Below are 22,648 nucleotides of genomic sequence, written 5' to 3'. Positions count from 1 at the left end.
TCCACTAATATTGTGTTAACATTGCGCATCTTTTTTAGCTTGTAGCATCGTTCACAATGAAATTCCCTGGCAAAAGAAAATCCAAACACTATTTTCCCGTTAGTTTACGAGATCCATTATTAAAACCTATCATCAATATGACTGAGAGCGAATCTTCTCGGGCTTATATTGTTGGCATCGACCAAACATTAGTTGATATTGAAGCTAAGGTAGATGAAGCGTTTATCAATCGCTATAACTTGAGTCAGGGACACTCTCTGGTTATTGAAGATGATGTAGCGGAAGCCCTTTATCGCGAATTAACGGTTAATAATCTTATTACCCATGAATTTGCGGGTGGCACTATTGGTAACACACTACATAACTACTCCGTATTAGCGGATGATCGTTCTGTTTTATTGGGGACTATGTGCAACAATATTCAGATTGGTAGTTATGCTTATCGCTACTTATGTAATACCTCAAGCCGTACTGATTTAAACTATTTACAAGGTGTTGATGGTGCAATAGGGCGTTGCTTTACCCTCATTACTGAAAATGGTGAACGTACTTTTGCTATCAGTCCTGGTCAAATGAATCAACTTCAGCCCGAAAGTATTCCTGAGGATGTGATTGCAGATGCATCGGCATTAGTTTTAACTGCTTATCTCGTCCGTTGCAAACCGGGAGAGCCAATGCCGTTGGCAACTATGAAAGCGATAGAATATGCCAAAAAGCATGATGTACCGGTTGTCTTAACATTAGGTACTAAATACGTGATTGCCGACGATCCTCAGTGGTGGAGAGATTTCTTAAAAGAGCATGTCTCTGTAGTGGCAATGAATGAAGATGAAGCCCTAGAGCTTACAGGTCATGCTGATCCATTGTTAGCATCAGATGCGGCTTTAGAGTGGGTTGATTTAGTCTTATGTACCGCAGGCCCTGCAGGGTTGTATATGGCAGGTTTTACAGAGAGTGATTTTAAACGCCAAACCACTCATCCGTTACTTCCAGGTGCAATTGCTGAATTTAATCGTTACGAGTTTAGCCGTGCTATGCGTTTTAAAGATTGCCAAACGCCGGAAAAAGTCTATTCGCATATAGAGCCTTATATGGGAGGGCCGGAAAAAATCATGAATACCAATGGTGCTGGCGATGCGGCATTATCTGCACTATTACATGATATTACGGCAAATAGTTATCATCGCATTAATGTACCTAATTCGAGTAAACACCCACGTAGTTATTTGACTTACTCTTCATTGGCGCAAGTGTGTAAATATGCTAACCGTGTAAGCTATCAAGTATTAAGTCAACACTCACCACGTTTGACTCGCGGTTTGCCTGAAAAAGAAGATAGCTTAGAAGAAGCTTACTGGGAACGTTAAGTTAAGTCGTCGCGCTCTTCTTTTGTGAAAGAGAGAAAATAAAAAGCAACACGCGATAAAGGTGTTGCTTTTTTAGTTTGTTAATCCTTTATTTTAAAAATAAATCTCTATTATTGCGCTGCATTGGGCGCAATAATTTGTTGACCCTCTTCAGGTGTGTCATCAATGGCGCAACCGAACTCGACTTCTTGTATTAGCATCTCAGCCATTGCTGAAGCGGTCTGATCTTCATCGATTATCACATGATTTGCCCCTTTCTCAAGAATAAAGGAAGCTTCTTCATCATAGTTAGCACGAACAATAATATCGTCAAAATGAGCACGAACGATAATATTGAGATCAGGGTTCATTTTTCTTGCCGTTTCTGCGATATCTGCTGCTTCATAACCGTTAGGAATAGTTAGTAGTAGCGATTTAGCACAATCAACACGCGCTAATGCCAGCGATTCTTTGGTCATAGCATTACCGAGTACGGCGTTTAAGCCTTTTTCTTTTAACTCAGCAAATTTATTACGGCTATTTTCAATAATGACCAATGGGATAGCTTGTGGTTGTAGCTTTTCAGCTAGCATACTACCTGCACGACCATAACCGACGATAATGGCATGCCCACAAATATCGACAGGCACAGGCATCTCTTCTTCCATCTCTTCTTGTTGAAGTTGCTCTTGCTCTTCTTTGGTTTCTGTTTTTGCTAGATAACGGTCTAACAAAGAGAAGAGAACAGGATTAAGCATAATAGAGACTAAGGCGCCGGCAAGAACCAAGTTACGTGCATCTGGCTCTAAAACATTTAGTGCAACCCCCATTCCAGCTAAAATAAAGGCAAATTCACCAATTTGCGCAAGACTGGCTGAAATGGTTAATGCGGTTCTGCGTGAATGCCCAAACATACGAACGAGCACTAGGGCTGCTAAGGATTTACCTATAATAATGATCGCAAGTGTGGCTAAAATGCCTAGAGGATGCTCAATTAATACCATAGGATCAAATAGCATGCCGACAGAGACAAAGAACAGAACGGCGAAGGCATCACGTAGAGGTAAAGTATCTTGTGCTGCTCGGTGGCTGAGGTCAGACTCATTAAGTACCATACCGGCAAAGAAAGCGCCTAATGCGAAAGAGGCATCAAATAGCGTCACTGCTGCGTAAGCGATACCTAAAGCTAGTGCTAACACACATAGGGTAAAAAGCTCACGAGAGCCAGTGGCAGCCGTTTTAGCTAAGATCCACGGAATAAGCTTACGACCGACAATCATCATAATTAAAATAAAGGCAACTACTTTACCAATAGTGATACCTAAGTTAATTAATAACTGTGAAATACTTGTTTGGTCACTACTTTCAAGCATATTGGCAATAGCTGGTAGTAGTACTAAGGCTAATACCATAGCGAGATCTTCGACAATTAACCAACCAATAGCGATTTGACCGCGCTGGCTATCAATTAAACCTCTTTCTTCGAGTGCGCGTAGCAATACCACAGTACTTGCCGTTGAAAGGCATAATCCAAAGACAATGCCACTAAATAGACCCCAGCCAAAGAAAGTGGATAACCCTAACCCTAATAAGGTGGCAACGGTAATTTGTGCTATGGCACCGGGGATCGCGATAGCTTTTACAGCCATTAGGTCTTTTAAAGAAAAATGTAAACCTACGCCAAACATCAGTAAGATAACACCGATTTCAGCAAGCTCAGGCGCCAAAGAGGTATCAGCAACGAAGCCGGGGGTAAATGGGCCAGCGAGCACACCCGCAGCAAGATATCCTACTAAAGGTGAGATTTTTAGCCGTTGAGCAATCATGCCTAAGATGTAAGCAAGTGCTAAGCCACCAACAATGGTGGTAATGAGTGGGGTTGAATGCGGCATCAATTCTCCTTCTTGTTATTAAACTACATGTATCGGGGGGCGAGTGGTACAGCAGACGGTTAGTTTAACGTATCTAAGCGATAATTTCGCTAAAATTTATTGAATTTTTATGAAAATAGCAATTTGATTTAGTTTTATAATGTAACTGAGTGTTTCTGTGTTATTTTGGTAGATCTTCTTTGTATAAGCTTGATATAGACTATTTAGATTGGTTGTAGGTTGTAAAAATAAATACAACTTATTTAGCTTTATTGGTCAGGATCTGGTGAAGAAAAAGTATGGAAATAATCAATAAAGATAGATAAGTGTCATTAGGCTCAACATGTTCAATGTTTTTTTAAATTAGAGAGCAATCGCTAAGACGAGTATCCCTCATATTGACCCAAGTAAAACTCAGATAAAATAAAAAATGCTAACTATGGTTATTTCAGTAGTGAATAACTATTGAGCACTATGCTACACAGTAGAAAATGCTGTGATTAACATAATATCAATAAGCAGACTTTGTTTTTGCGATAGGGGAACGGGCAACATTGTCCCCGAGATGTTCATAACTGAAATTTATTTTTTAAGTTAAATTATAGTCGTTCTTACCTATAATGGAGTAAAAATAGCCAAAAATTTGTTATCACAACTTAATGTATGCTTTTTTGTTAGTAAGTTATTGCTATTGTTATCCAAAGCACCGTAAAACCCCGTCCTTCAGGTCGGGGATATAAGGCGCGGTTTTTTAACTAACTCGGTGTTTCCTGTTGCTCAATGTACTGGCGGATAATGGATATTGCTGCGCCACCACAACTCCCCGCGAAATAACTCGGCGACCAAAGAACCCCCTTGTAGTAATAACGTTGGGCAATATCAGGACGATCACGTCGAAGTAATCGGCTCGATACCCCTTTAAGGCTGTTAACCAGATTAGATATCGCCAGTTTTGGCGGGTAATTAATCAGTAAATGAACGTGATCCCGTTCCCCATCTATTTCAACCAGTTCAACATCAAAATCAGCACAAACACTGGCAAAGTAGCCTCGCAATTTTTCAATTGCATCCTGATCAAATATTTTTCGCCGGTATTTTGTGACAAAGACCAAATGGACGGCATCAGGAATACACAATGTCTGCCACGGCGAATATTAGTTTCATTTTTCATAGACCAAAGTATAATAGGTAATATGAAACGTCTACAAGCCTTTAAATTCCAGTTAAGACCCAATGGTCAGCAAGAGCGTGAGATGAGACGCTTTGCAGGGGCTTGTCGTTTTGTTTTCAATCGGGCATTAGCACGTCAGAATAAGAATCACGAAGCAGGGAATAAATACATTCCCTATACAAAAATGGCTTCATGGCTCATCGAGTGGAAATCTGACACAGAGACACAATGGTTGAAGGAAGCCCCATCACAACCATTACAACAGTCACTTAAAGATTTGGAACGGGCTTACAAGAATTTTTTCCAGAAGCGTACCGCTTTTCCTCGATTCAAGAAACGCGGTAAAAATGACGCTTTTCGCTACCCGCAGGGCGTGAAGCTGGATCAATCCAATAGTCGTATATCATTGCCAAAGTTGGGATGGATGCGCTACCGCAACAGTCGTGAAGTCGTCGGAGAAGTGAGAAACGTCACGGTCAGTCAGTCATGCGGTAAATGGTACGTCAGCATTCAGACTGAGTATGAAGCGACAGAACCACAACCTGAATCAACCTCAATAGTCGGGCTTGATGCAGGCGTTACAAAACTGGCCACGCTTTCAGACGGTACGGTATACCCGCCCGTCAGCAGTTTTAAAGTAAACCAGCGAAAGCTGGCAAGGCTTCAACGGAAATTAAGCCGTAAAATCAAATTCAGTGCCAACTGGCAAAAACAAAAGCGCAAAATTCAACGTCTGCATTCTCATATTGCCAATATCAGGAAAGACTCCCTTCACAAAGTCACCAGCGAAATCAGCAAAAACCACGCAATGATTGTCATTGAGGACTTAAAGGTCAGTAACATGTCTAAATCGGCAAAAGGTACGACAGAACGGCATGGACGGAACGTAAAAGCTAAATCTGGTTTAAACCGCTCAATACTGGAGCAGGGCTGGTATGAAATGCGCCGTCAGCTTGAGTACAAGCAGCTCTGGCGAGGTGGTCAGGTACTGGCAATACCTACACCAGTCAGAAGTGCGCTTGCTGTGGTCATACAGCAAAGGAAAACCGCCAGTCACAAAGTCAATTCGAGTGCCTTGAATGTGGATATACAGCGAATGCTGATATCAACGGGGCACGTAACATTTTAGCGGCAGGACATGCCGTGCTTGCCTGTGAAGGGAGGGTGCAGTCAGACCGCCCGTCGAAGCAGGAACTCGCCGAGGTGATTCAGACATCAGTCTGAACGCAGTAGGGATCCACGTCCTTTAGGGCGTGGAGGATGTCAAAGCAAATAGAGTTTGACTGATGTCTCAAAAAAACTATTGGAACAATGAAATAATAATAAAAATATATAACCTACGTCATAAAACACAGTAAAACTATTTACTTCTTTCTGCTTTTTCTACTGTGAATACAGGGCAGAGCCTTCTCAATAAATAATATACATGGGGATAGACCATGAGCTTATCGTTTAAATTATCTGCATGCGCACTGACAGTGACTTTAGCAATGGCGCCTGTGATGTCTCAGGCATGGGAAAAAGATAAAACTTACCAAATTACCATCCTACATACTAATGATCACCACGGTCACTTTTGGCACAATGATCATGGTGAGTACGGTTTAGCTGCTCAAAAAACCGTCGTTGACAATATTCGCGATGAAGTCGCTAAAAATGGCGGTAGCGTATTGCTTCTGTCTGGTGGTGATATTAATACGGGGGTTCCTGAATCTGATTTACAAGATGCAGAGCCTGATTTTAAAGGGATGAATCTTGTCGGTTATGACGCTATGGCGCTGGGTAATCATGAGTTTGATAATCCACTCGAAGTGCTACGCCAACAAGAAAAATGGGCTACTTTCCCTTTCCTTTCTGCGAATATTTATCAAAAAAGTACCGGTGAACGTTTATTTAAACCTTATACTATTTTTGATAAACAAGGAGTGAAAATCGCGGTATTAGGTTTAACTACCGATGATACTGTGCGTATTGGTAATCCTGCTAACTTCCCTGATACTGAGTTCCGTAAACCGGCAGATGAAGCGAAAAAAGTCGTTGAAGAATTACGTACCACAGAAAAACCCGATATTATTATCGCTGCTACCCATATGGGGCATTATGACGATGGTAATCATGGCTCTAATGCACCGGGTGATGTTGAAATGGCGCGTGCTTTGCCGAAAGGCTATTTAGATATGATTGTTGGTGGACACTCACAAGATCCGGTGTGTATGTCTCAAGAGAATAAAAATTACAAACAAGCAGATTATGTTCCCGGCACGCCTTGCGCTCCAGATAATCAAAATGGCACATGGATTGTTCAAGCCCATGAATGGGGTAAATATGTAGGTCGCGCTGATTTTGAGTTCCGTAATGGTGAGTTCACATTAAAACACTATCAGTTAATTCCAATTAACTTAAATAAGAAAGTGAAAAAAGAAGACGGAACCACTGAGCGAGTTTACTACACAGAGGAGATCCCTCATAACCCTGAAATGATGAAATTACTGACCCCTTATCAAGAGAAAGGTGGTGAGCAATTGAATGTGAAAGTGGGGGAAGTTGTTGGTAAATTAGAAGGCGATCGTAGCAAAGTTCGTTTTGAACAAACGAATATGGCGCGTTTACTGTTATCTGCTCAGGCGGAGCGTGCAAATGCTGATTTTGCCATTATGAGTGGTGGTGGTGTACGTGATTCGATTGAATCTGGCGATATTACTTATAAAGATGTATTAAAAGTACAACCCTTTGCTAACGAACTCGTCTATGTTGATTTCAAAGGTGAAGAAGTTGAACCTTACCTATCCGCAGTTGCTTGCATGAAAGTAGACTCAGGCGCTTATGCACAATTTTACAATGTAAGTTTAACCGTAGATGCAGATTGTAAAGTGAGTGATGTAAAAATTGCGGGCAAACCATTAGATAAAACTAAAAATTATCGTATGGCGACATTAAACTTTAACGGTATTGGTGGTGATGGTTATCCTAAGATTGATTCACACCCAGGATATGTCAATACCGGTTTTGTTGATGCAGAAGTGTTAAAAGGTTATATCGAAAAACACTCACCACTAAAAGCGGCTGATTTTGAACCGCAAGGCGAGATTGTGTATAAAAAATAGTATTTATTGAAAATATACAATAGATAATTCCCAAAAGGCGGCAGAGGATGTCGCCTTTTGTTATTTTATTTCTTATTGGCAGCTTGGTTGATATAAAAGCCTAAAATAAGCAATCTGTTACTCTTAATCCTCTTTACGGATCAGGGCAAATTGTGCACCTAATACTGAACATAAATCTTCAGCCGTTAGTTCAATATCCAGCCCTCGCTTACCTCCTGAGACATAGATAGTGTCAAACTTAAGTGCTTGATCATCAATCACCGTGGGAAGGCGCTTTTTTTGTCCTAATGGGCTTATACCGCCGACTAAATAACCTGTTACTTTTTGTGCTATTTGTGGATCGGCCATTTCTGCTTTTTTAGCTTTAAGGCATTTGGCGACTCGTTTTAAGTCAAGTTGACTTGATACTGGGGTGACCGCAACGGCTAGGTTTTTAGCATCACCATTTAACGCAACGAGAAGCGTTTTAAACACTTGACGGTTATCTAGCCCTAACTTTTCAACGGCTTCATCACCAAAGTTATGTACATTCGCATCATGTTCATAAGGGTGAAGAGTAAATTTAATTTTTTGTTTTTCCAGTAAATTCACTGCGGGAGTCATAATTATTCCTACTCAATAAGGTGAGAGCAATGGTGAACGTGATCTTGTTATGCTTGATAAGTTAATCGATCAACTAAATTATCTTCACCAAATAAGTGAAGAGCACCGACGGTGACAACATAGTGGCCTGCTGGAAGATTAGAAAGCGTTGTTGCCCAGACTTGATTGCGCTTTTCCATTAAAATATCAAATACCGCTTTGCTAAAAGTATTTGGCAAAGGAGAAGGGTGCTTTTCACTGGTATAATTTAACCACCAATTGATCATAATTTGCAATGCCCGTGCATTTTCATGCCAATTTTTTAGCGTATCTTCGAGTAATTGTGCGCCATCTTGTGGAAAATCTAATAATAATGCGACCTGACGCTCAATACCTTCTAGCTCTATAATCGCTTTTTGTTGTTTATTGGCTTGTTGGATAACTTGATAATCAATGCCGTGCTGTGGTTGTAATCCAAGTTGCATCGCTTGGGTTGATTGTAATATCAGCGCGATTTGCCACAGTGGTTTATCATCAATTTGGTAACGTGGAATAGAAAGAAGATCACAATGGCTGATGATAGTGGCAAGTTGTGTTTCATTTACTCGTTGTTCTAATGGCTCTCGCAATAACGATAGTTGATCAAAGGGCTGAGTTTCGGTTGAAATATCAGCTTCGACAATAACCGCATCCGCTGTTGCTATTTTATTAATCAGCACATTAGATAATGGTGACATCGTTGGCACGCCCATATGGATACTACCAACAAGATGTAAAGAGACATGATTAGGGAGTGAAATATCAATAGCAGGATAGGGGTAATCAGATGTATTCTGTATACCGATCCATTTCTTGATTTTCTGTATTATATCCTTCATTTGATACGCTCCTCATGGGATAAACCACAAGGTTGTAGCATAACGGATTTTGTATTGAATAAAACAAGGAAAACTGAGTTTTACTTAGCTTTCCTTATCTTTACCGCTATATTTATAAATTTATATTACCAACTAATACCGATCCCCCCCGCAGAGACCCAATTGTTAGCGTCATTCCAAGCGGTTGAAGCTTTAACTTTAACATTTTCGTTGATACGGTATTGCATTCCCCATGCAAATGCTGTGGCATTACGATAATTACCGATACCCATTGCGGTGCTAAAGGTTGCTGCATCATTAAAGGGTAAATTACTCATCGCTGCAACAGAGGCAATCCCTTGATTAGCGCGCTTTTCAACTTTATAGAAACGATTATTGGTTTCATTTTTAAAATGGCTAAGATCATTTCTAATGGCATTAATATTATCTGTGTTTAACTTATTTCCTGCATATAAAGAGCCAAGATGACCTACTAAACTTTTAGATTGTTCATTAACATCGAAATCATTAGCTAGGTATTGCTTTACATATTTTTTATTTTCGTCAGCAGTTTGTTTAACTTGATTAATATTTTCTCTATTTGTTTGTATATCTTCTTTATTTGTTTGTATATCTTCTTTATTTTTTTCTACAATACTTTCTACTTTAGTAATACCTTCTCTATTAACAGCTATATTACCTTCATTTTTTTTCACATCACTTTCTACTTTAGTAATTTTATTATCCTGTAAAGTTAACGTTTCAGTAGTTATTTGTTGTTGATTCGCTATAGCTCCAACTTCATTATCTATTTTTCCTGATAATAAAACATATGCATTAGCAATATCAACTCGTGTTACTGGTTGCGATAATCGCTTAGTAATCATTTGGATTTCAGTTAATGGTTCTGCTGTTTCTAGATCTTGATTTGCAACAATAGTAAAAGAGGTACCTTTTTCTATACTTTCGTCAACAATATTTTTAAAATCTTGTATCTGATGTAATAATGCCATCTGTGTTAGTCTTATCTCACTAGTATTTTCATCCTCACTAGTATTTTCATCGTTCATTGTTTCTAAAAAGTCTGCTTCTAGATTTTCTAAATAAGAAGACATAGTACGAGCGATATCCTTTTTACTTTTATCCACTAACATACTTCCATCTTCATCAGAATCAACATCTATTGCTTTAGACATACGATCAAAAAAAGGTTTAGAAAGGCTGACTACAGTATTTTCAGATGATGTAGATGTAGAAGGTCTAGAAATAGAAATAAAGGCTGAAATGTATTCACCTATCAATTTACTATGATAATTGGTTGCAGGGTCAGTCATGTCAAGGTATGTGTTAATTTCTTTAATTGCTTTAATTGTTTTAATTGGATTAGCATCTGTATTTGGAAATTGTGTCCTATATCCTGATGTATTACCTATTGTTGGTGCGCCATAACCCATTAATGGTGGTTGTGGTAGATGAGGCATTAATGGTGGTTGTGGCAGATGAGTCGTTGGTTCTGTTTCTGAACCTACACTTGATTCTACCATAGAACCATTTCCTAATTGTGAAGTATTACCTGTTGGCAATGGGCTTGGGCTAATTACTGGTGCGCGATTACCCATTAATGGTGGTTGTGGTAGATGAGTTGTTGATGTTGAGGGAATACCTATATTTGATTCTACCATAGAACCATTTCCTAATTGTGAAGGATTATCTGTTGGTAATGGGCTATCAGTATTAGAAAAAACATTTGCAGAATAAATTAAAGAGAAAGAAATAAGAAATAATTTATTATAATTCATTAAAAAGTCCTTATAAAAATATAAAGTATAAAAATAAGTGGCTTATTTTATAAAATGTTTTTTTAATCACTATAAATAAAACGCCTTTTAATTTTTATTAATGAATATATTTATAAATAATAAAATATAATGAATTATTGATAATAAATTGCTATTCTATCGTTAAGAGGGCGGAGTGATGACTCTCTTGTATAATGAAAAATTCCTCTTTGACTGGCCGATAGCAATATCGGCTTTTTTTTAACTTATTGAAATGATGATAATTCTCTCTGGATAATAAAAAAGCCTCTGGTATCTAAAGATAGAAGAGGCTGTATTTGACTGATTAATTGCGACTATTTTTTCGGTTTAAAACGTAATAATCGGTTGGCATTACTGACGACAGTGATTGATGATAAGGCCATGGCAGCCCCCGCAACCACAGGGTTTAATAATGTACCGGTAAAAGGATATAAGATACCGGCAGCAATAGGAATGCCTAAACTGTTATATATAAATGCACCAAACAAGTTTTGTTTCATATTGCGCAGTGTGCCTTTTGAGATCTCAACCGCATCAGCAACACCATGTAAGCTATGGCGCATTAAGGTAATGGCCGCGGTTTCAATGGCGATATCACTGCCACCACCCATCGCAATACCAACGTCTGCTTTAGCCAGTGCTGGGGCATCGTTAATACCATCTCCAATCATTGCTACGCGACGACCTTCTGCCTGTAGTTGACTAATCGCTTGCGCTTTACCTTCTGGCATAACGCCTGCAATCACTTGATCAATACCCGCTTCTTTAGCTATCGCATTAGCCGTAATAGGGTTATCTCCAGTTAACATGACCAAACGATAACCTTGATGATGTAGACGCTGTAATGCACTAACGGTATCTTCTCGCAGTGGGTCACGAATAGAAAGTAGGGCCGCTATTTTCCCATTTTGCGCCAATAAGACAGGGGTTACCCCTTTCGCTGATTGGTTTTCTATTAAGGCGTTTATCTCACTTATATCAATGCCAGATTCTTTCATTAGTTTAGGTTTACCTAACAGCACAATATTGCCGTCAATTTCACCACTTAACCCCATACCTGCAAGAGTTCTAAATTGGCTTATTTGCGGTAATTTAATACCTTCAGCTTTGGTTAAAATCGCTTTTGCTAATGGATGATTAGAGCCACTTTCTAGTGCGCCTGCTAATGCTAGCGCTTGAGTTTCACTTATCTGATTGAATGTGTGGATCTCAGTTACTTGTGGCATGCCTTCAGTTAAGGTACCTGTTTTATCAAAAACTAAGGTATCTAATTGGCTTGCTTGTTGTAATGCATCCGCATCACGCACTAATACGCCATATTCTGCGGCACGTCCCACACCTGAAATAATCGACATGGGGGTCGCTAATCCTAGAGCACAAGGACAAGCGATAATTAATACCGTTGTGATAATGACGAGTGCATAAGTAATTTGTGGTGAAGGACCAAAAAAGTACCAAATAGCCCCTGCAATTAACGCAATAACGACGACGATAGGAACAAATACACTGGAAATTTTATCTGCTAATTGACCTATTTCGGGTTTACTGCTTTGTGCTTGACGTACCAGTTTGATAATTCGGGCAAGGGTAGTTTGACTGCCTACTGCTGCAGCTTTAAACAGCACTGAGCCATCTTGCACGGTAGTACCTGCATGAATGGTATCACCAAGGCTTTTTTGTTGTGGAATAGGCTCACCAGTTAACATTGCCTCATCCATCCACACTTCACCTTGGGTGATTTCACCATCAACGGGAACTTTATCACCGGTTGCTAAACGCAAGATCATACCTTGTTTCACATCCGCTAATGGCATTTCAACTTCGCCATTATCTGTTACTACTCTTGCTGTTGGTGGTGTTAAGTCTAATAGACGCTCTAATGCTTTAGAAGAGCGCTGACGGGCTCTTTGTTCAAGCATATGACCAAGGTTTATCAAACCAATGATCATCGCACTGGCCTCGTAATAGAGATGTCTTGCTTGGGCAGGAAACACCTCAGGCCATAAGTTAACACTAATTGAATAGAGCCAAGCCGCCCCTGTACCTAACGCAACGAGCGTGTCCATGGTGGCACTGCCGTTTTTTAGGCTTTGCCACGCATTACGATAAAAGTGCCCACCTGCAGCTATCATCACAATAAGCGTAATAATACCGATAGTTAACCAGATATTATGATTAGCTTCCGTTAACATCATATTATCGCCGATCATTCCCCATACCATTACAGGAATACCAACGACTAAGGCTAAGGCTGCTTGCCAGCGAAAACGCTTCATATTAGCAACAGCGACTTCTTGTTGACGCTCTCTACGTTTTACATCATCTTGAATAATTTCTGCCCCATAGCCTGCTTTTTCGACCGCATTAATCAGGTCATCATGATTAACATGACCGGTTACAAGTGCGCTACGTTCAGCCAAATTAACACGTGCATTTTCAACACCGGAAACACTTTGTAAGGCTTTTTGTACTTTGCTAACACAGCTTGCACAAGTCATACCGTCGATTAATAGCTGAGTGCTATCATCATCGATACTGATATCAGCATTATTATTATCAAGGATGGCTTCTTCTACTGGAATATCACAAATCGCCGCTGACGATGCTTCCAGTGGTGCATCCGTTTGCGTCAGCGGCTCAGTTTTTGGGTGGTTGGCTCCTGCTAATTTTGCATCATAACCAGCATCTTGAATGGCTGTGATCACACGCTCTGTGTTTGCCGTACCTGTTACTGTGGCATGAGTTAATTCCACTTGTGCACTTTCTACCCCATCAGTCCCTTCAAGAGCTTTCTTCACTGAATTAATACAATGACCACAATTTAAGCCTGATAAAGTCAGTTCAATCGTTTTTGGTTTATTTTCTTCTTCGTTTGCTAATGAGGCTTCAAAACCTTCAGCAACAACGGCGGCAATTAAATCTTTTGCGTTTGCTGTACCAAAAATTTCAGCTGATGTTTTGTCTACATTGACCGCAACAACACCGTCAACGGCTAATAACGCATTTTCTGTTTTACCAACGCATTTCATACAGTTAAGTCCACTCAAATTTAGTTTTACATCAGCTTGAGTGGCTAGATGAGCTTCATATCCGGCTTCTTCAATTGTTTTGATTAAGCTTTCAACAGTTGCGTCGCTGTCAATTTTAGCGTATTGAATAGTCACCGTGGACTGTTCTATATCATTGCGGGCATCAAGTGATTTTTTTACACTGTTAATACAGTGGGAGCATGAAAGCCCTTGTAGTGCGAGTAGCGTAGTTTTTGCCATGGTCAATATCTCCAAATAAAAAGCGATTACCTCTATTATGGCGTAATATGGGATAACTTGCTTTCTTGAAAAGGTTTTTTCTTATCTGAGATAAAGGCTAAACCTTTCCGCAAGGGGAAGGTCAAGGGGGAATTTTGAATATTAGTGAAATCGCAACCAAAACCGGTTTGACGACAAAAGCAATCCGTTTTTATGAGGAAAAAGATCTGATAACCCCACCTCATCGGGGTGAAAATGGCTATCGATACTATTTACCACAACATATCGAAGAATTAACACTGTTAAAGCAAGCTCGTGAAGTCGGGTTTAGTTTAGAAGAGTGTCGTTCATTGCTGATGTTATTACGTAATCCCTCACGTCACAGTGCTGATGTGAAAGAGGCAACCTTAAAGAAAGTGGCTGAGATAGAGAAAACCATTAACGAATTAAATGCCATTCGTCAACGGCTTCTCTTATTAGCAAATGAATGCCCTGGCGATGATGGGGCGGAATGCCCAATCATCAATCATCTTTCTGGTTGTTGTCATCATCAATAACAGCAGCATGCTGTGTTGATGATGCCGAGCGAGTGGTGGGAGAAAATGAGGTGACGTGCAAGGTGATACCATCAATAGCAATCACTTTGACTGTATCACCTGCTTTTAATGGCGTGTCAGAATAGACTCGCCAACTCCCATCAGCAAGCTTTATGCGACTAAAACCATTTTCAGTATCCGATAACAAAACTGCTTTTATACCAATAAGTTGGTGGCTTTTTTGGTTTAGGTTTTCTGCTTCTTTGGATAACTTTTTGCGTTTAAGCCAGATACGCCAAAGGATTGCACTAATAACGGTGAGTAATGCAAATAGAATACCTTGAATGGGCCAACCAATAGGTAAGATCCATGCGATTAATGCAACACATAATGCGGCCATACCAGACCATAGTAAGTAGCCTGCAGTGCCCAGCATTTCGGCGATTAATAGTAAGACACCAAGACAAAGCCAGAAAAGTGCTGGCTGAGCACTAATCCATTCAATCATAATTAATTGCTCTTGTTACCTGAGTCACTTTTTTTGGTATTTAATAATTCTGAAATACCACCAATTGCACCCATTAAGTTACTGGCTTCTAATGGCATCATTACAACTTTGCTGTTATCGGCAGAACCAATTTGTGACAGGGCATCGGTATACTTTTGTGCAATAAAGTAGTTAATGGCTTGCATATCCCCTTTAGCGATAGCTTCTGATACCATTTGCGTCGCTTTTGCTTCCGCTTCTGCTGCACGCTCACGGGCTTCGGCTTGTAAGAAAGCAGACTGACGTTCACCTTCTGCTTTTAAGATTTGCCCTTGTTTTTCACCTTCCGCTTTTAAGATTGCCGCTTGACGGATACCTTCTGCTTCTAGAATATCAGCACGCTTAGTACGCTCAGCTTTCATCTGCGCATTCATGGCTGAAATTAGCTCTTGTGGTGGGCGCACATCACGAATTTCAATACGGGTAATTTTAATACCCCATGGGTTAGTTGCATCATCAACAATCAGTAATAAACGGCTATTGATCTGATCACGTTGTGAAAGAATTTCATCCAGTTCCATAGAGCCTAACACAGTACGGATATTGGTTAGCGTTAGATTGATGATTGCAAGCTCTAGGTTATTCACCTCATAAGCAGCTTTTACTGGATCGATAACTTGAATAAAGCAGACCGCATCAATACTGACATTGGCGTTATCACGAGAAATCACTTCCTGAGAAGGGATATCTAATACTTGTTCCATCATATTAATACGACGACCAATACGGTCAATAAATGGAATAAGGAGTTGAAGGCCTGGAGCAAGGGTACGTGTATAACGTCCAAAACGCTCGACAGTCCACTGATAACCTTGTGGAACGGTTTTTACACCACTTAAAACTAAAATAATGGCGAATAAGATAATAATACCAATAACTATTTCCATGTATCTGTCCTTAGCCTGCTTTAATAAATAAAATGAATATTAATAAAGTAAAGAATACACCATTCGGCGATATTTAGATGCTAGATTATCATTAGTCCCTAAAGCAGATAAAATATCCATCAGGGTTTTCTTAACTTGTCCTTCACCGGCATTAAGATCTTTTTTCAGAAAATTAAATAGCAATTCAAGGGCTTCATCATTACGTGCCACTTCATGCAGTTTTAACGCCAGTTGAATAGCGAGTTCAGTATTGTCAGGTTGCTGATTAAAATTATCTTGTAATTGCTGAATTTCAGGTGTGTCGGCAGCTTGTTTTTGCAGTTCAATTTGAGCTAATAAACTATGATAATAGCTATCTTGATCTTGCAATGGAATTGCGGCTAATAATTCTTCTGCTTCATTATGTTTATTTAATGAAATTAAAGCACCTGCGAGGGCTAAGGTAATTTCACTGTTTTTAGGATCAATTTGGTGTGCTTCTTTTAACAGTGGTAATGCTTCGTCTGCTTTACCTTCTGCTAATAGTGCTGAAGCTTGCGCTGCTTTTAATTCTTCTGGTTTAGGTAAGATATTGGCAAGGATTTGGCGAATAGCTTCTTCAGGTTGTGGGCCTTGGAACCCATCGACAGGACGACCTTCTTGCAATATATAAACAGTTGGGATCGCACGTAGACCAAATTGCGAGGCAATCATCTGTTCAACATCACAATCTAATTTAGCTAATACAAACTGATCAGCAAATTCAGCCGCTAGTTTATCCAACGTTGCCCCAAGCTCTGCACAATGAGGACTACGCTCTGAATAGAAGTACATCATGACCGGTTTTGTCATCGATTGTTCTATAACTTGCTGAATATTCGATTCATTTACATCAACAATATGTGCAGTTGCTAACATTAACTTATCCCTTTTTGAGAGTTTTAAATATAAATGCTGTTTATTACGCTATTTCATTAATAAATAAGGATGAATTTTACAAAAATCAAGCCTTGTTACTTTGGCCGTTTAAGATCCTATCCATAAGTCTATCAGGGAGGAGTCGTTTTAACACTTTGACGGCATAAGTGAGTAAGGTCACAGGATAACGTAACTTAGGTCTTGGACTTTCTAAAGCATGGATTAGTTTTTTCACTACATCATCAGGTGTTAATGTGAAACGACTCGCAATCCCCGGATTTTTTACCGGTTTATCTTGTTGGGCTTGATTAACATTTTCAGTAAAGCGTGTTTTTATTGGACCCGGCTCAATTAAACTGACTTTTATCCCCGTAGAGGCAAGTTCCATTCTTAATGCATCAGACCAAGCTTCAACGGCATATTTACTCGCCGCATAAGCACCTCGGCCGGGAGTGGATATTAATCCCATTACCGAGCTCGTCTGAATAATACGTCCTTCGCCATGAGGTAACATCGCCGGCAGTAACCCCATAGTAAGCTGATGTAAGCCAAAGAAATTAGTGGAAAATTGTTTTTCCATTTGCTGGCGACTAATCGCATTTAATGGACCATAAACCCCAAAACCACCATTATTAAATAATCCATATAAACGCCCATTAGTAAGGCGAATGACTTCTAATATGGCTTTTTCGATACTTTCTGCGTCATCGAGATCAAGAAAAATAGGCTCAAACCCCAATGTTTCCATATGGTTAAGATCATCTTCTTTGCGACAAGCAGCCAGTACTCGATATCCTTTTTGCTTGAGTGTTTTTGCCGCACACAGTCCAATCCCACTAGAACTTCCTGTAATCAATACCGTTTTTTGCATAATTTTACAATTAATCTCATTTAATCTAGGTTAACTACTGTCACAATAGTTTAACGTGTTAGGTAAGGGGATAGGGTTTTATCCATCCATTGAGCAATAAAAGGCTGAGCCGCTTCATTTGGGTGAATGCTGTCGTTTTGCATCCACTCAGGTTTATCTGCTATTTGCTCCATATAAAATGGGATAAGCTCAAGAGCATTGTCTTTCGCCAATTGTGGGTAAATCGCAGAAAAAGATTGCGTATAGCGTTTACCATAATTAGGCGAAATCATAATTTGCATAAAGAGTGGCGTTGCTCCCGCTTCTTTTACTTGGGTAATGATGTTTTGCAACGCTTCTTTCGTTTGGGCTACAGGGTAGCCTTGTAAGCCATCATTTGCACCCAGTTCAATCAAAACCCAACGAGGTTGGTGCTGTTTTAATAAATCAGGGAGCCTATTTTGACCTTGAAATGCGGTTTCGCCACTGATGCTTGCATTTACGACATTTATTTCAGGATAAGTTAATTTCCACTTATCCGCGAGGCGTTGCGCCCATGCGCTTTCAATAGGAAGGCGATATCCGGCACTTAGGCTGTCACCAAAGATCAAAAAGGTATCAGCAGCGATAGACTTAAAGCTAAACATCATCATGACGATAAGGAAACAAGTATGTCGACGGAAAAGGTTCTTGAAGTTCATCAGTTAACCAAACAAGTAGGAGAAGGTGATAGTCAGATCTCTATATTGCAGGGTGTTGAGTTAGTTGTCGAGTCTGCACAGACAATTGCTTTAATTGGTGAGTCAGGATCGGGCAAATCTACACTTTTAGGTATTATTGCAGGATTAGATGATGGAGGCGCTGGTCGTGTGCAATTAATGGGACACGATCTGACCAAAATGAATGAAGAAGAGCGGGCAAAATTACGTGCACAACATGTCGGATTTGTTTTTCAATCTTTTATGCTAATTCCAACGTTAAATGCCTTAGAGAATGTGCAACTTCCTGCGTTATTAAAAGGTGAGTCAGAAAAACAGAGCCATACGCGAGCCGTTGATTTACTTAAACAATTGGGTTTGGGTGAGCGCTTGTATCATATGCCCGCACAACTTTCCGGTGGTGAGCAACAACGTGTTGCATTAGCAAGAGCTTTTTGTACCCAACCGGCGATCCTGTTTGCTGATGAGCCAACAGGTAATCTTGATCGAAAAACGGGAGATAAAATTGCCGATTTACTGTTTTCCCTTAATCGTGATTATGCCACAACATTAATTTTGGTCACCCACGATAATGAGCTTGCCGCTCGTTGTCAGCGAAGATTACGTCTTGTTGATGGGCAACTTAAGGAGGAGTCATGATCTGGCGTTGGTTTTGGCGTGAGTGGCGCTCGCCGGCTTTATTAATTGTTTGGCTCTCTTTAGCGCTGGCGGTGGCTTGTGTGCTGGCGTTAGGGCGTATTGGTGATCGCATTGATAAAAGTATTTATGCTCAAAGTCGTGATCTTATCGCCGGTGATTTAGTGCTACGCGCCTCGTATCCTGTTGATGAAAATTGGCTAGCTGAAGCTAAAAGAATGGGGCTAACACTTAGTCGTCAAATGCAATTTACCACCATGTCTTATGCCCCAGAAGGTGATACTCCTCAATTGGCGTTGGTAAAAGCCGCGGATAACTTATATCCACTCTATGGTGAGCTAGAAACTCAGCCTGTAGGGCTAAAAGCGGAGAAAGGCACGGCGTTAGTGGATGCAAGGTTACTGGCGCTTTTGGGGATCAAGGTTGGTGATAATATTGATGTCGGTGATGCCACTTTTACAATTAGCGGTGTATTAGTTCAAGAGCCTGATAGTGGTTTTAATCCTTTTCAAATTGCCCCGCGTATTTTAATTAATCTTGCTGATGTTGAAGCGACTGGTGCCGTTCAGCCGGGAAGCCGCTTAACTTACCGTTATATGTTTGCGGGTAATGAAGCATTAATTGATGAATACCAACAACGCTTTGATCCCTTATTAAAACCGGATCAGCGTTGGAATAGCTTAAAACAAGATAATGGTGCGCTATCTCAATCAATGGAGAGAGCAAAAAACTTTTTACTATTATCTGCATTATTAACACTACTATTGGCGATTTCTGCCGTTGCGGTTTCAATGACACATTATTGCCGTAGTCGACATACGCTAATTGCGGTATTAAAAACCTTAGGTGCTGATAATCATGCATTACGTAAATGGATTATAGGTCAGTGGGGTGTGATTATTGTTGCGGCTATCGTGGTCGGCTCACTGGTCGGTTGGGGCTTTGAATTAGTATTGTTGCAGATTTTAGCACCGGTATTACCAAAAAGTTTACCTGATGCGAGCTTTATGCCATGGCTATGGTCAGTTGGCTCTTTACTACTCATCGCGTTATTGACGGGTTTACGCCCTTATCACCAATTAATGTCAACGCAACCTTCCCGCGTGTTGAGAAGTGGTACTACGGCACCTAGTTGGCCACTACGTTATTATTTACCCATTGTTGCATTGATTGTTGTTGGCGCTTTAACTCTGTTTGCCGGAACGGGTGTTTTATTGTGGTCTATTTTATTAGGTATCGTCGTCATTGCTTTCTTGCTCGGCGTGATTGGTTGGCTTGGATTATGGCTTTTAAAGCAATTTAAATTTAAGCAATTGAGTGCCCGTTTAGCGGTGACACGTTTATTACGCCAGCCTTTCCAAACCATGACGCAATTAGCCGCTTTTTCATTATCCTTTATGCTATTGACGCTATTGGTTTTGCTGCAAGGGGATTTATTGGAAAAATGGCAACAGCAGTTACCTGAAGATAGTCCTAACTATTTCTTGATTAATATGTCAAAGCCTCAGGTACAGCAGATTAATACATTATTAGCCACTTATCATGTGGCACCGACAGATGCTTATCCGGTTGTGTTAGCACGTTTAACAGCGATTAATGATCACAATGCGAAAGTGTGGGCAGATGCACGGGATGCGGGGAATAATACCGTACGAAGAGAGCTTAATTTAACGTGGCACAGTGAACTTCCTAAAGATAATGTTATTGTCGAAGGCTCATGGCCTCCCGTCGGTAATGGCGTTTCAATCGATCAGGGGGTTGCACAAAAGTTAGAAATAAAGCTGGGGGATGAGCTAACTTTTGTTGGTGATACTCGCGAGTTTAAATCTGTTGTCACCAGCATTCGCCATGTTGATTGGGAAAATATGCGACCAAATTTCTTCTTTATTTTCGCAGAAGAAGGGCTAAGCAATCAGCCTGAAAAATGGATGAGCAGTTTTTATTACAATGGTGATGGAAGTTTGATCACCGCATTAAATCGACAATTTCCTACGGTCAGTGTGCTAGATACGGGGGCATTAATTCAGCAAGTTCAGCAGATCTTACAGCAAGTCAGCCGAGCATTAGAAATTATGGTTGGATTAGTTATGCTGTGTGGGGCATTGCTATTAGTGGCACAAATTCAAGTCGGTATGACACAACGTCGTATCGAGTTGGTGGTTTATCGAACATTAGGCGCGAGTAAGTCACTATTAAGACGCACGCTTTGGGCGGAGTTTGCCTTATTAGGGTTAATGGCCGGTTTAGCTGCAGCGATAGGGGCTGAAGTTGCATTAGGGTTGTTGCAAAAATCGGTATTTAATTTCCCATGGCAACCACAATGGATGATGTGGATAGTTGTTCCCGCTCTTGCCGCCGTATTACTTTCACTTTGTGGCAGTATTTTAGGGGTTAGGCTATTACAAGATAAAGGCCAATATCGTCGTATTCAGGGAGAATAGTCGCCATTAGTTATCTAGTTATCATTAAATGAAGTGATACGTGATATTGAATTAAAAATGCTGATATCGAACGGATATCAGCATTTTTTTATCGGATGCTTATGGTGATACAGGCGATGATTTTTCAATATATACAGTTTGTGATGGGAAGGCGAAGTCAGCGCCATGTTGATGCACAATATCAATCATTTTTAAATAAACTTCTTGCTGCGCATCTAACCATTCTGCCCATACCGTGGTTTTGGTAAAACAGTACACCATAATATTTAATGATGAATCGGCGAATTGATTAAAATAGACCAATAAAGTCTGTTTGGTGTCGATTTTGTCGTTTTGTTGTAGCATTGTGCGGATATCTTCGACAATAACCCCAACTTTGTCCGAATCTTCATAGCGTAACCCTAATTCTGTTTCAATACGTCGATTGGTCATTCTGCCGGGGTTTTCAACACTAATGGAGGAAAATACTGAGTTTGGAATATATAACGGGCGATGATCAAAGGTCATTATCTTCGTGATACGCCAGCCAATCTCAACAACAGTTCCTTCGATATTGCGATCGGGTGAACGTACCCAATCACCAATGTTAAAAGGGCGATCAAAATAGAGCATAACACCTGAAAAAAGGTTACTCATAACGTCTTTACTTGCCATACCAATGGCAATACCGCCTAAGCCACCAAATGTCATTAAGCCCGATAAGCTCATGCCAAAATGCTCACCGAACAGTAAGATCATGATGACAAGAAGAGTGATTTTAAATATACGCGAAATAATACGGGCTGAGGTAGGATCACTGCCTTTTTTAATTTGTGATTTTTCTAATAAATTAATGAGTAAGAAAAATTTTCTCATCAGGATTAATGCGATAGCAAGATAGCTAAAGAAATTAATCATCTGAAAAGAGATAAAGTGTAGTTTAAAATCTACCACCGCCATTTCACAGTATTGGCTTACAATAGCCACTAAACTACAAAGTAAAATAGCTTGGATGATGTGAATAATTATGTTTCTACGACGTTTTTTTTGTTTATCATGTAAAAAAGATATGGCAAGAAAGGCGATAAAACACGCCAAAGCTATGCCGATACCAATTGAGTATTTCATGATTAATTCTTCATTCATCTGCTCGATCT

16 protein-coding genes and 2 pseudogenes are annotated in these 22,648 nt (G+C 40.1%); 6 read left to right on the top strand and 12 right to left on the bottom strand.

What is annotated here, in order from left to right:
- Positions 1-56: 56 nt before the first annotated feature.
- A complete protein-coding gene (locus tag PMI_RS10750) occupies positions 57-1,367 on the top strand; it encodes an inosine/guanosine kinase (RefSeq protein WP_004244274.1) in 1,311 nt (436 codons plus the stop codon).
- Positions 1,368-1,477: 110 nt separating this feature from the next.
- Here PMI_RS10750 and ybaL read toward each other — a convergent pair whose 3' ends face one another.
- A complete protein-coding gene (gene ybaL / locus PMI_RS10745) occupies positions 1,478-3,238 on the bottom strand; it encodes a YbaL family putative K(+) efflux transporter (RefSeq protein ID WP_004244273.1) in 1,761 nt (586 codons plus the stop codon).
- Between the two features lie 734 nt (positions 3,239-3,972).
- Positions 3,973-4,388: pseudogene (tnpA, locus tag PMI_RS10740) on the bottom strand (IS200/IS605 family transposase).
- A 22-nt stretch (positions 4,389-4,410) separates the two neighbouring features.
- Between tnpA and PMI_RS10735 the strand changes: the two are divergent.
- Both PMI_RS10735 and ushA read left to right on the top strand, forming a co-directional pair.
- Positions 4,411-5,612: pseudogene (locus PMI_RS10735) on the top strand (RNA-guided endonuclease InsQ/TnpB family protein).
- Positions 5,613-5,827: 215 nt separating this feature from the next.
- Positions 5,828-7,492: a bifunctional UDP-sugar hydrolase/5'-nucleotidase UshA gene (gene ushA / locus PMI_RS10730; protein WP_004244272.1), complete on the top strand. Its 1,665-nt coding sequence runs from the start codon at positions 5,828-5,830 to the stop codon at positions 7,490-7,492.
- Positions 7,493-7,615: 123 nt separating this feature from the next.
- On the opposite strand, the gene ybaK is transcribed toward ushA, so the two are convergent.
- The 4 genes from ybaK to copA form a co-directional block, all read right to left on the bottom strand.
- Complete coding sequence (ybaK, locus tag PMI_RS10725; RefSeq protein WP_004248647.1) at positions 7,616-8,095, bottom strand: Cys-tRNA(Pro)/Cys-tRNA(Cys) deacylase YbaK; 480 nt, start codon at positions 8,093-8,095, stop codon at positions 7,616-7,618.
- 47 nt (positions 8,096-8,142) lie between these two features.
- Entirely contained in the window at positions 8,143-8,952 is an 810-nt protein-coding gene (locus tag PMI_RS10720; protein WP_012368274.1) for a TraB/GumN family protein, read from the bottom strand.
- Positions 8,953-9,077: 125 nt separating this feature from the next.
- On the bottom strand, positions 9,078-10,730 hold the full coding sequence (locus tag PMI_RS10715; RefSeq protein ID WP_012368273.1) for a YadA-like family protein: 1,653 nt from the start codon (positions 10,728-10,730) through the stop codon (positions 9,078-9,080).
- Between the two features lie 335 nt (positions 10,731-11,065).
- Positions 11,066-14,020: a copper-exporting P-type ATPase CopA gene (copA, locus tag PMI_RS10710; RefSeq protein ID WP_012368272.1), complete on the bottom strand. Its 2,955-nt coding sequence runs from the start codon at positions 14,018-14,020 to the stop codon at positions 11,066-11,068.
- Positions 14,021-14,154: 134 nt separating this feature from the next.
- Between copA and cueR the strand changes: the two genes are divergently transcribed.
- Positions 14,155-14,556, top strand: coding sequence for a Cu(I)-responsive transcriptional regulator (cueR, locus tag PMI_RS10705; protein WP_004244266.1), 402 nt, complete (start codon positions 14,155-14,157; stop codon positions 14,554-14,556).
- On the opposite strand, the gene PMI_RS10700 is transcribed toward cueR, so the two are convergent.
- The 5 genes from PMI_RS10700 to tesA form a co-directional block, all read right to left on the bottom strand.
- The gene (locus tag PMI_RS10700) at positions 14,522-15,043 is read right to left on the bottom strand and encodes an NfeD family protein (RefSeq protein WP_004250295.1); all 522 of its coding nucleotides are present in this window, start codon (positions 15,041-15,043) and stop codon (positions 14,522-14,524) included. The two genes, cueR and PMI_RS10700, sit on opposite strands and share 35 nt — an antisense overlap.
- A 2-nt stretch (positions 15,044-15,045) precedes the next feature.
- Positions 15,046-15,969 carry an SPFH domain-containing protein gene (locus PMI_RS10695; protein WP_004244263.1) on the bottom strand — a complete coding sequence of 308 codons (924 nt, stop codon included), beginning with the start codon at positions 15,967-15,969 and terminating at the stop codon, positions 15,046-15,048.
- Between the two features lie 39 nt (positions 15,970-16,008).
- On the bottom strand, positions 16,009-16,866 hold the full coding sequence (locus tag PMI_RS10690) for a co-chaperone YbbN (protein WP_004244262.1): 858 nt from the start codon (positions 16,864-16,866) through the stop codon (positions 16,009-16,011).
- Positions 16,867-16,951: 85 nt separating this feature from the next.
- The gene (locus PMI_RS10685) at positions 16,952-17,737 is read right to left on the bottom strand and encodes an SDR family oxidoreductase (protein ID WP_004244260.1); all 786 of its coding nucleotides are present in this window, start codon (positions 17,735-17,737) and stop codon (positions 16,952-16,954) included.
- A gap of 50 nt (positions 17,738-17,787) precedes the next feature.
- Positions 17,788-18,417, bottom strand: coding sequence for a multifunctional acyl-CoA thioesterase I/protease I/lysophospholipase L1 (gene tesA, locus PMI_RS10680; protein WP_012368271.1), 630 nt, complete (start codon positions 18,415-18,417; stop codon positions 17,788-17,790).
- Between tesA and ybbA the strand changes: the two genes are divergently transcribed.
- Both ybbA and ybbP read left to right on the top strand, forming a co-directional pair.
- Positions 18,388-19,074: a putative ABC transporter ATP-binding protein YbbA gene (ybbA, locus tag PMI_RS10675; RefSeq protein ID WP_004250296.1), complete on the top strand. Its 687-nt coding sequence runs from the start codon at positions 18,388-18,390 to the stop codon at positions 19,072-19,074. The genes tesA and ybbA overlap by 30 nt on opposite strands.
- Positions 19,071-21,512 carry a putative ABC transporter permease subunit YbbP gene (ybbP, locus tag PMI_RS10670; protein ID WP_012368270.1) on the top strand — a complete coding sequence of 814 codons (2,442 nt, stop codon included), beginning with the start codon at positions 19,071-19,073 and terminating at the stop codon, positions 21,510-21,512. Before ybbA ends, ybbP begins: the two co-directional genes overlap by 4 nt.
- A gap of 99 nt (positions 21,513-21,611) precedes the next feature.
- Here the strand turns inward: ybbP and PMI_RS10665 are convergent, their stop codons facing one another.
- The gene (locus PMI_RS10665) at positions 21,612-22,637 is read right to left on the bottom strand and encodes a mechanosensitive ion channel family protein (protein WP_004244256.1); all 1,026 of its coding nucleotides are present in this window, start codon (positions 22,635-22,637) and stop codon (positions 21,612-21,614) included.
- Between the last annotated feature and the right edge of the window lie 11 nt (positions 22,638-22,648).

This window comes from Proteus mirabilis HI4320 (assembly GCF_000069965.1).
Classification (GTDB): Bacteria; Pseudomonadota; Gammaproteobacteria; order Enterobacterales; family Enterobacteriaceae; genus Proteus; species Proteus mirabilis.
The sequence above is the reverse complement of the archived record's forward strand: the minus strand, read 5'-3'. Positions and strand labels throughout refer to the sequence as shown.

What these genes read in the sequence shown, in the direction of transcription:
- ushA (WP_004244272.1), top strand. Translation starts at nt 5,828, where the DNA reads ATGAGCTTATCGTTTAAATTATCTGCATGCGCACTGACAGTGACTTTA.
- PMI_RS10750 (WP_004244274.1), top strand. Translation starts at nt 57, where the DNA reads ATGAAATTCCCTGGCAAAAGAAAATCCAAACACTATTTTCCCGTTAGT.
- PMI_RS10700 (WP_004250295.1), bottom strand. Translation starts at nt 15,043, where the DNA reads ATGATTGAATGGATTAGTGCTCAGCCAGCACTTTTCTGGCTTTGTCTT.
- tesA (WP_012368271.1), bottom strand. Translation starts at nt 18,417, where the DNA reads ATGAACTTCAAGAACCTTTTCCGTCGACATACTTGTTTCCTTATCGTC.
- ybaK (WP_004248647.1), bottom strand. Translation starts at nt 8,095, where the DNA reads ATGACTCCCGCAGTGAATTTACTGGAAAAACAAAAAATTAAATTTACT.
- PMI_RS10695 (WP_004244263.1), bottom strand. Translation starts at nt 15,969, where the DNA reads ATGGAAATAGTTATTGGTATTATTATCTTATTCGCCATTATTTTAGTT.
- copA (WP_012368272.1), bottom strand. Translation starts at nt 14,020, where the DNA reads ATGGCAAAAACTACGCTACTCGCACTACAAGGGCTTTCATGCTCCCAC.
- PMI_RS10720 (WP_012368274.1), bottom strand. Translation starts at nt 8,952, where the DNA reads ATGAAGGATATAATACAGAAAATCAAGAAATGGATCGGTATACAGAAT.
- PMI_RS10685 (WP_004244260.1), bottom strand. Translation starts at nt 17,737, where the DNA reads ATGCAAAAAACGGTATTGATTACAGGAAGTTCTAGTGGGATTGGACTG.
- PMI_RS10690 (WP_004244262.1), bottom strand. Translation starts at nt 16,866, where the DNA reads ATGTTAGCAACTGCACATATTGTTGATGTAAATGAATCGAATATTCAG.
- ybbP (WP_012368270.1), top strand. Translation starts at nt 19,071, where the DNA reads ATGATCTGGCGTTGGTTTTGGCGTGAGTGGCGCTCGCCGGCTTTATTA.
- PMI_RS10665 (WP_004244256.1), bottom strand. Translation starts at nt 22,637, where the DNA reads ATGAATGAAGAATTAATCATGAAATACTCAATTGGTATCGGCATAGCT.
- PMI_RS10715 (WP_012368273.1), bottom strand. Translation starts at nt 10,730, where the DNA reads ATGAATTATAATAAATTATTTCTTATTTCTTTCTCTTTAATTTATTCT.
- ybbA (WP_004250296.1), top strand. Translation starts at nt 18,388, where the DNA reads ATGTCGACGGAAAAGGTTCTTGAAGTTCATCAGTTAACCAAACAAGTA.
- ybaL (WP_004244273.1), bottom strand. Translation starts at nt 3,238, where the DNA reads ATGCCGCATTCAACCCCACTCATTACCACCATTGTTGGTGGCTTAGCA.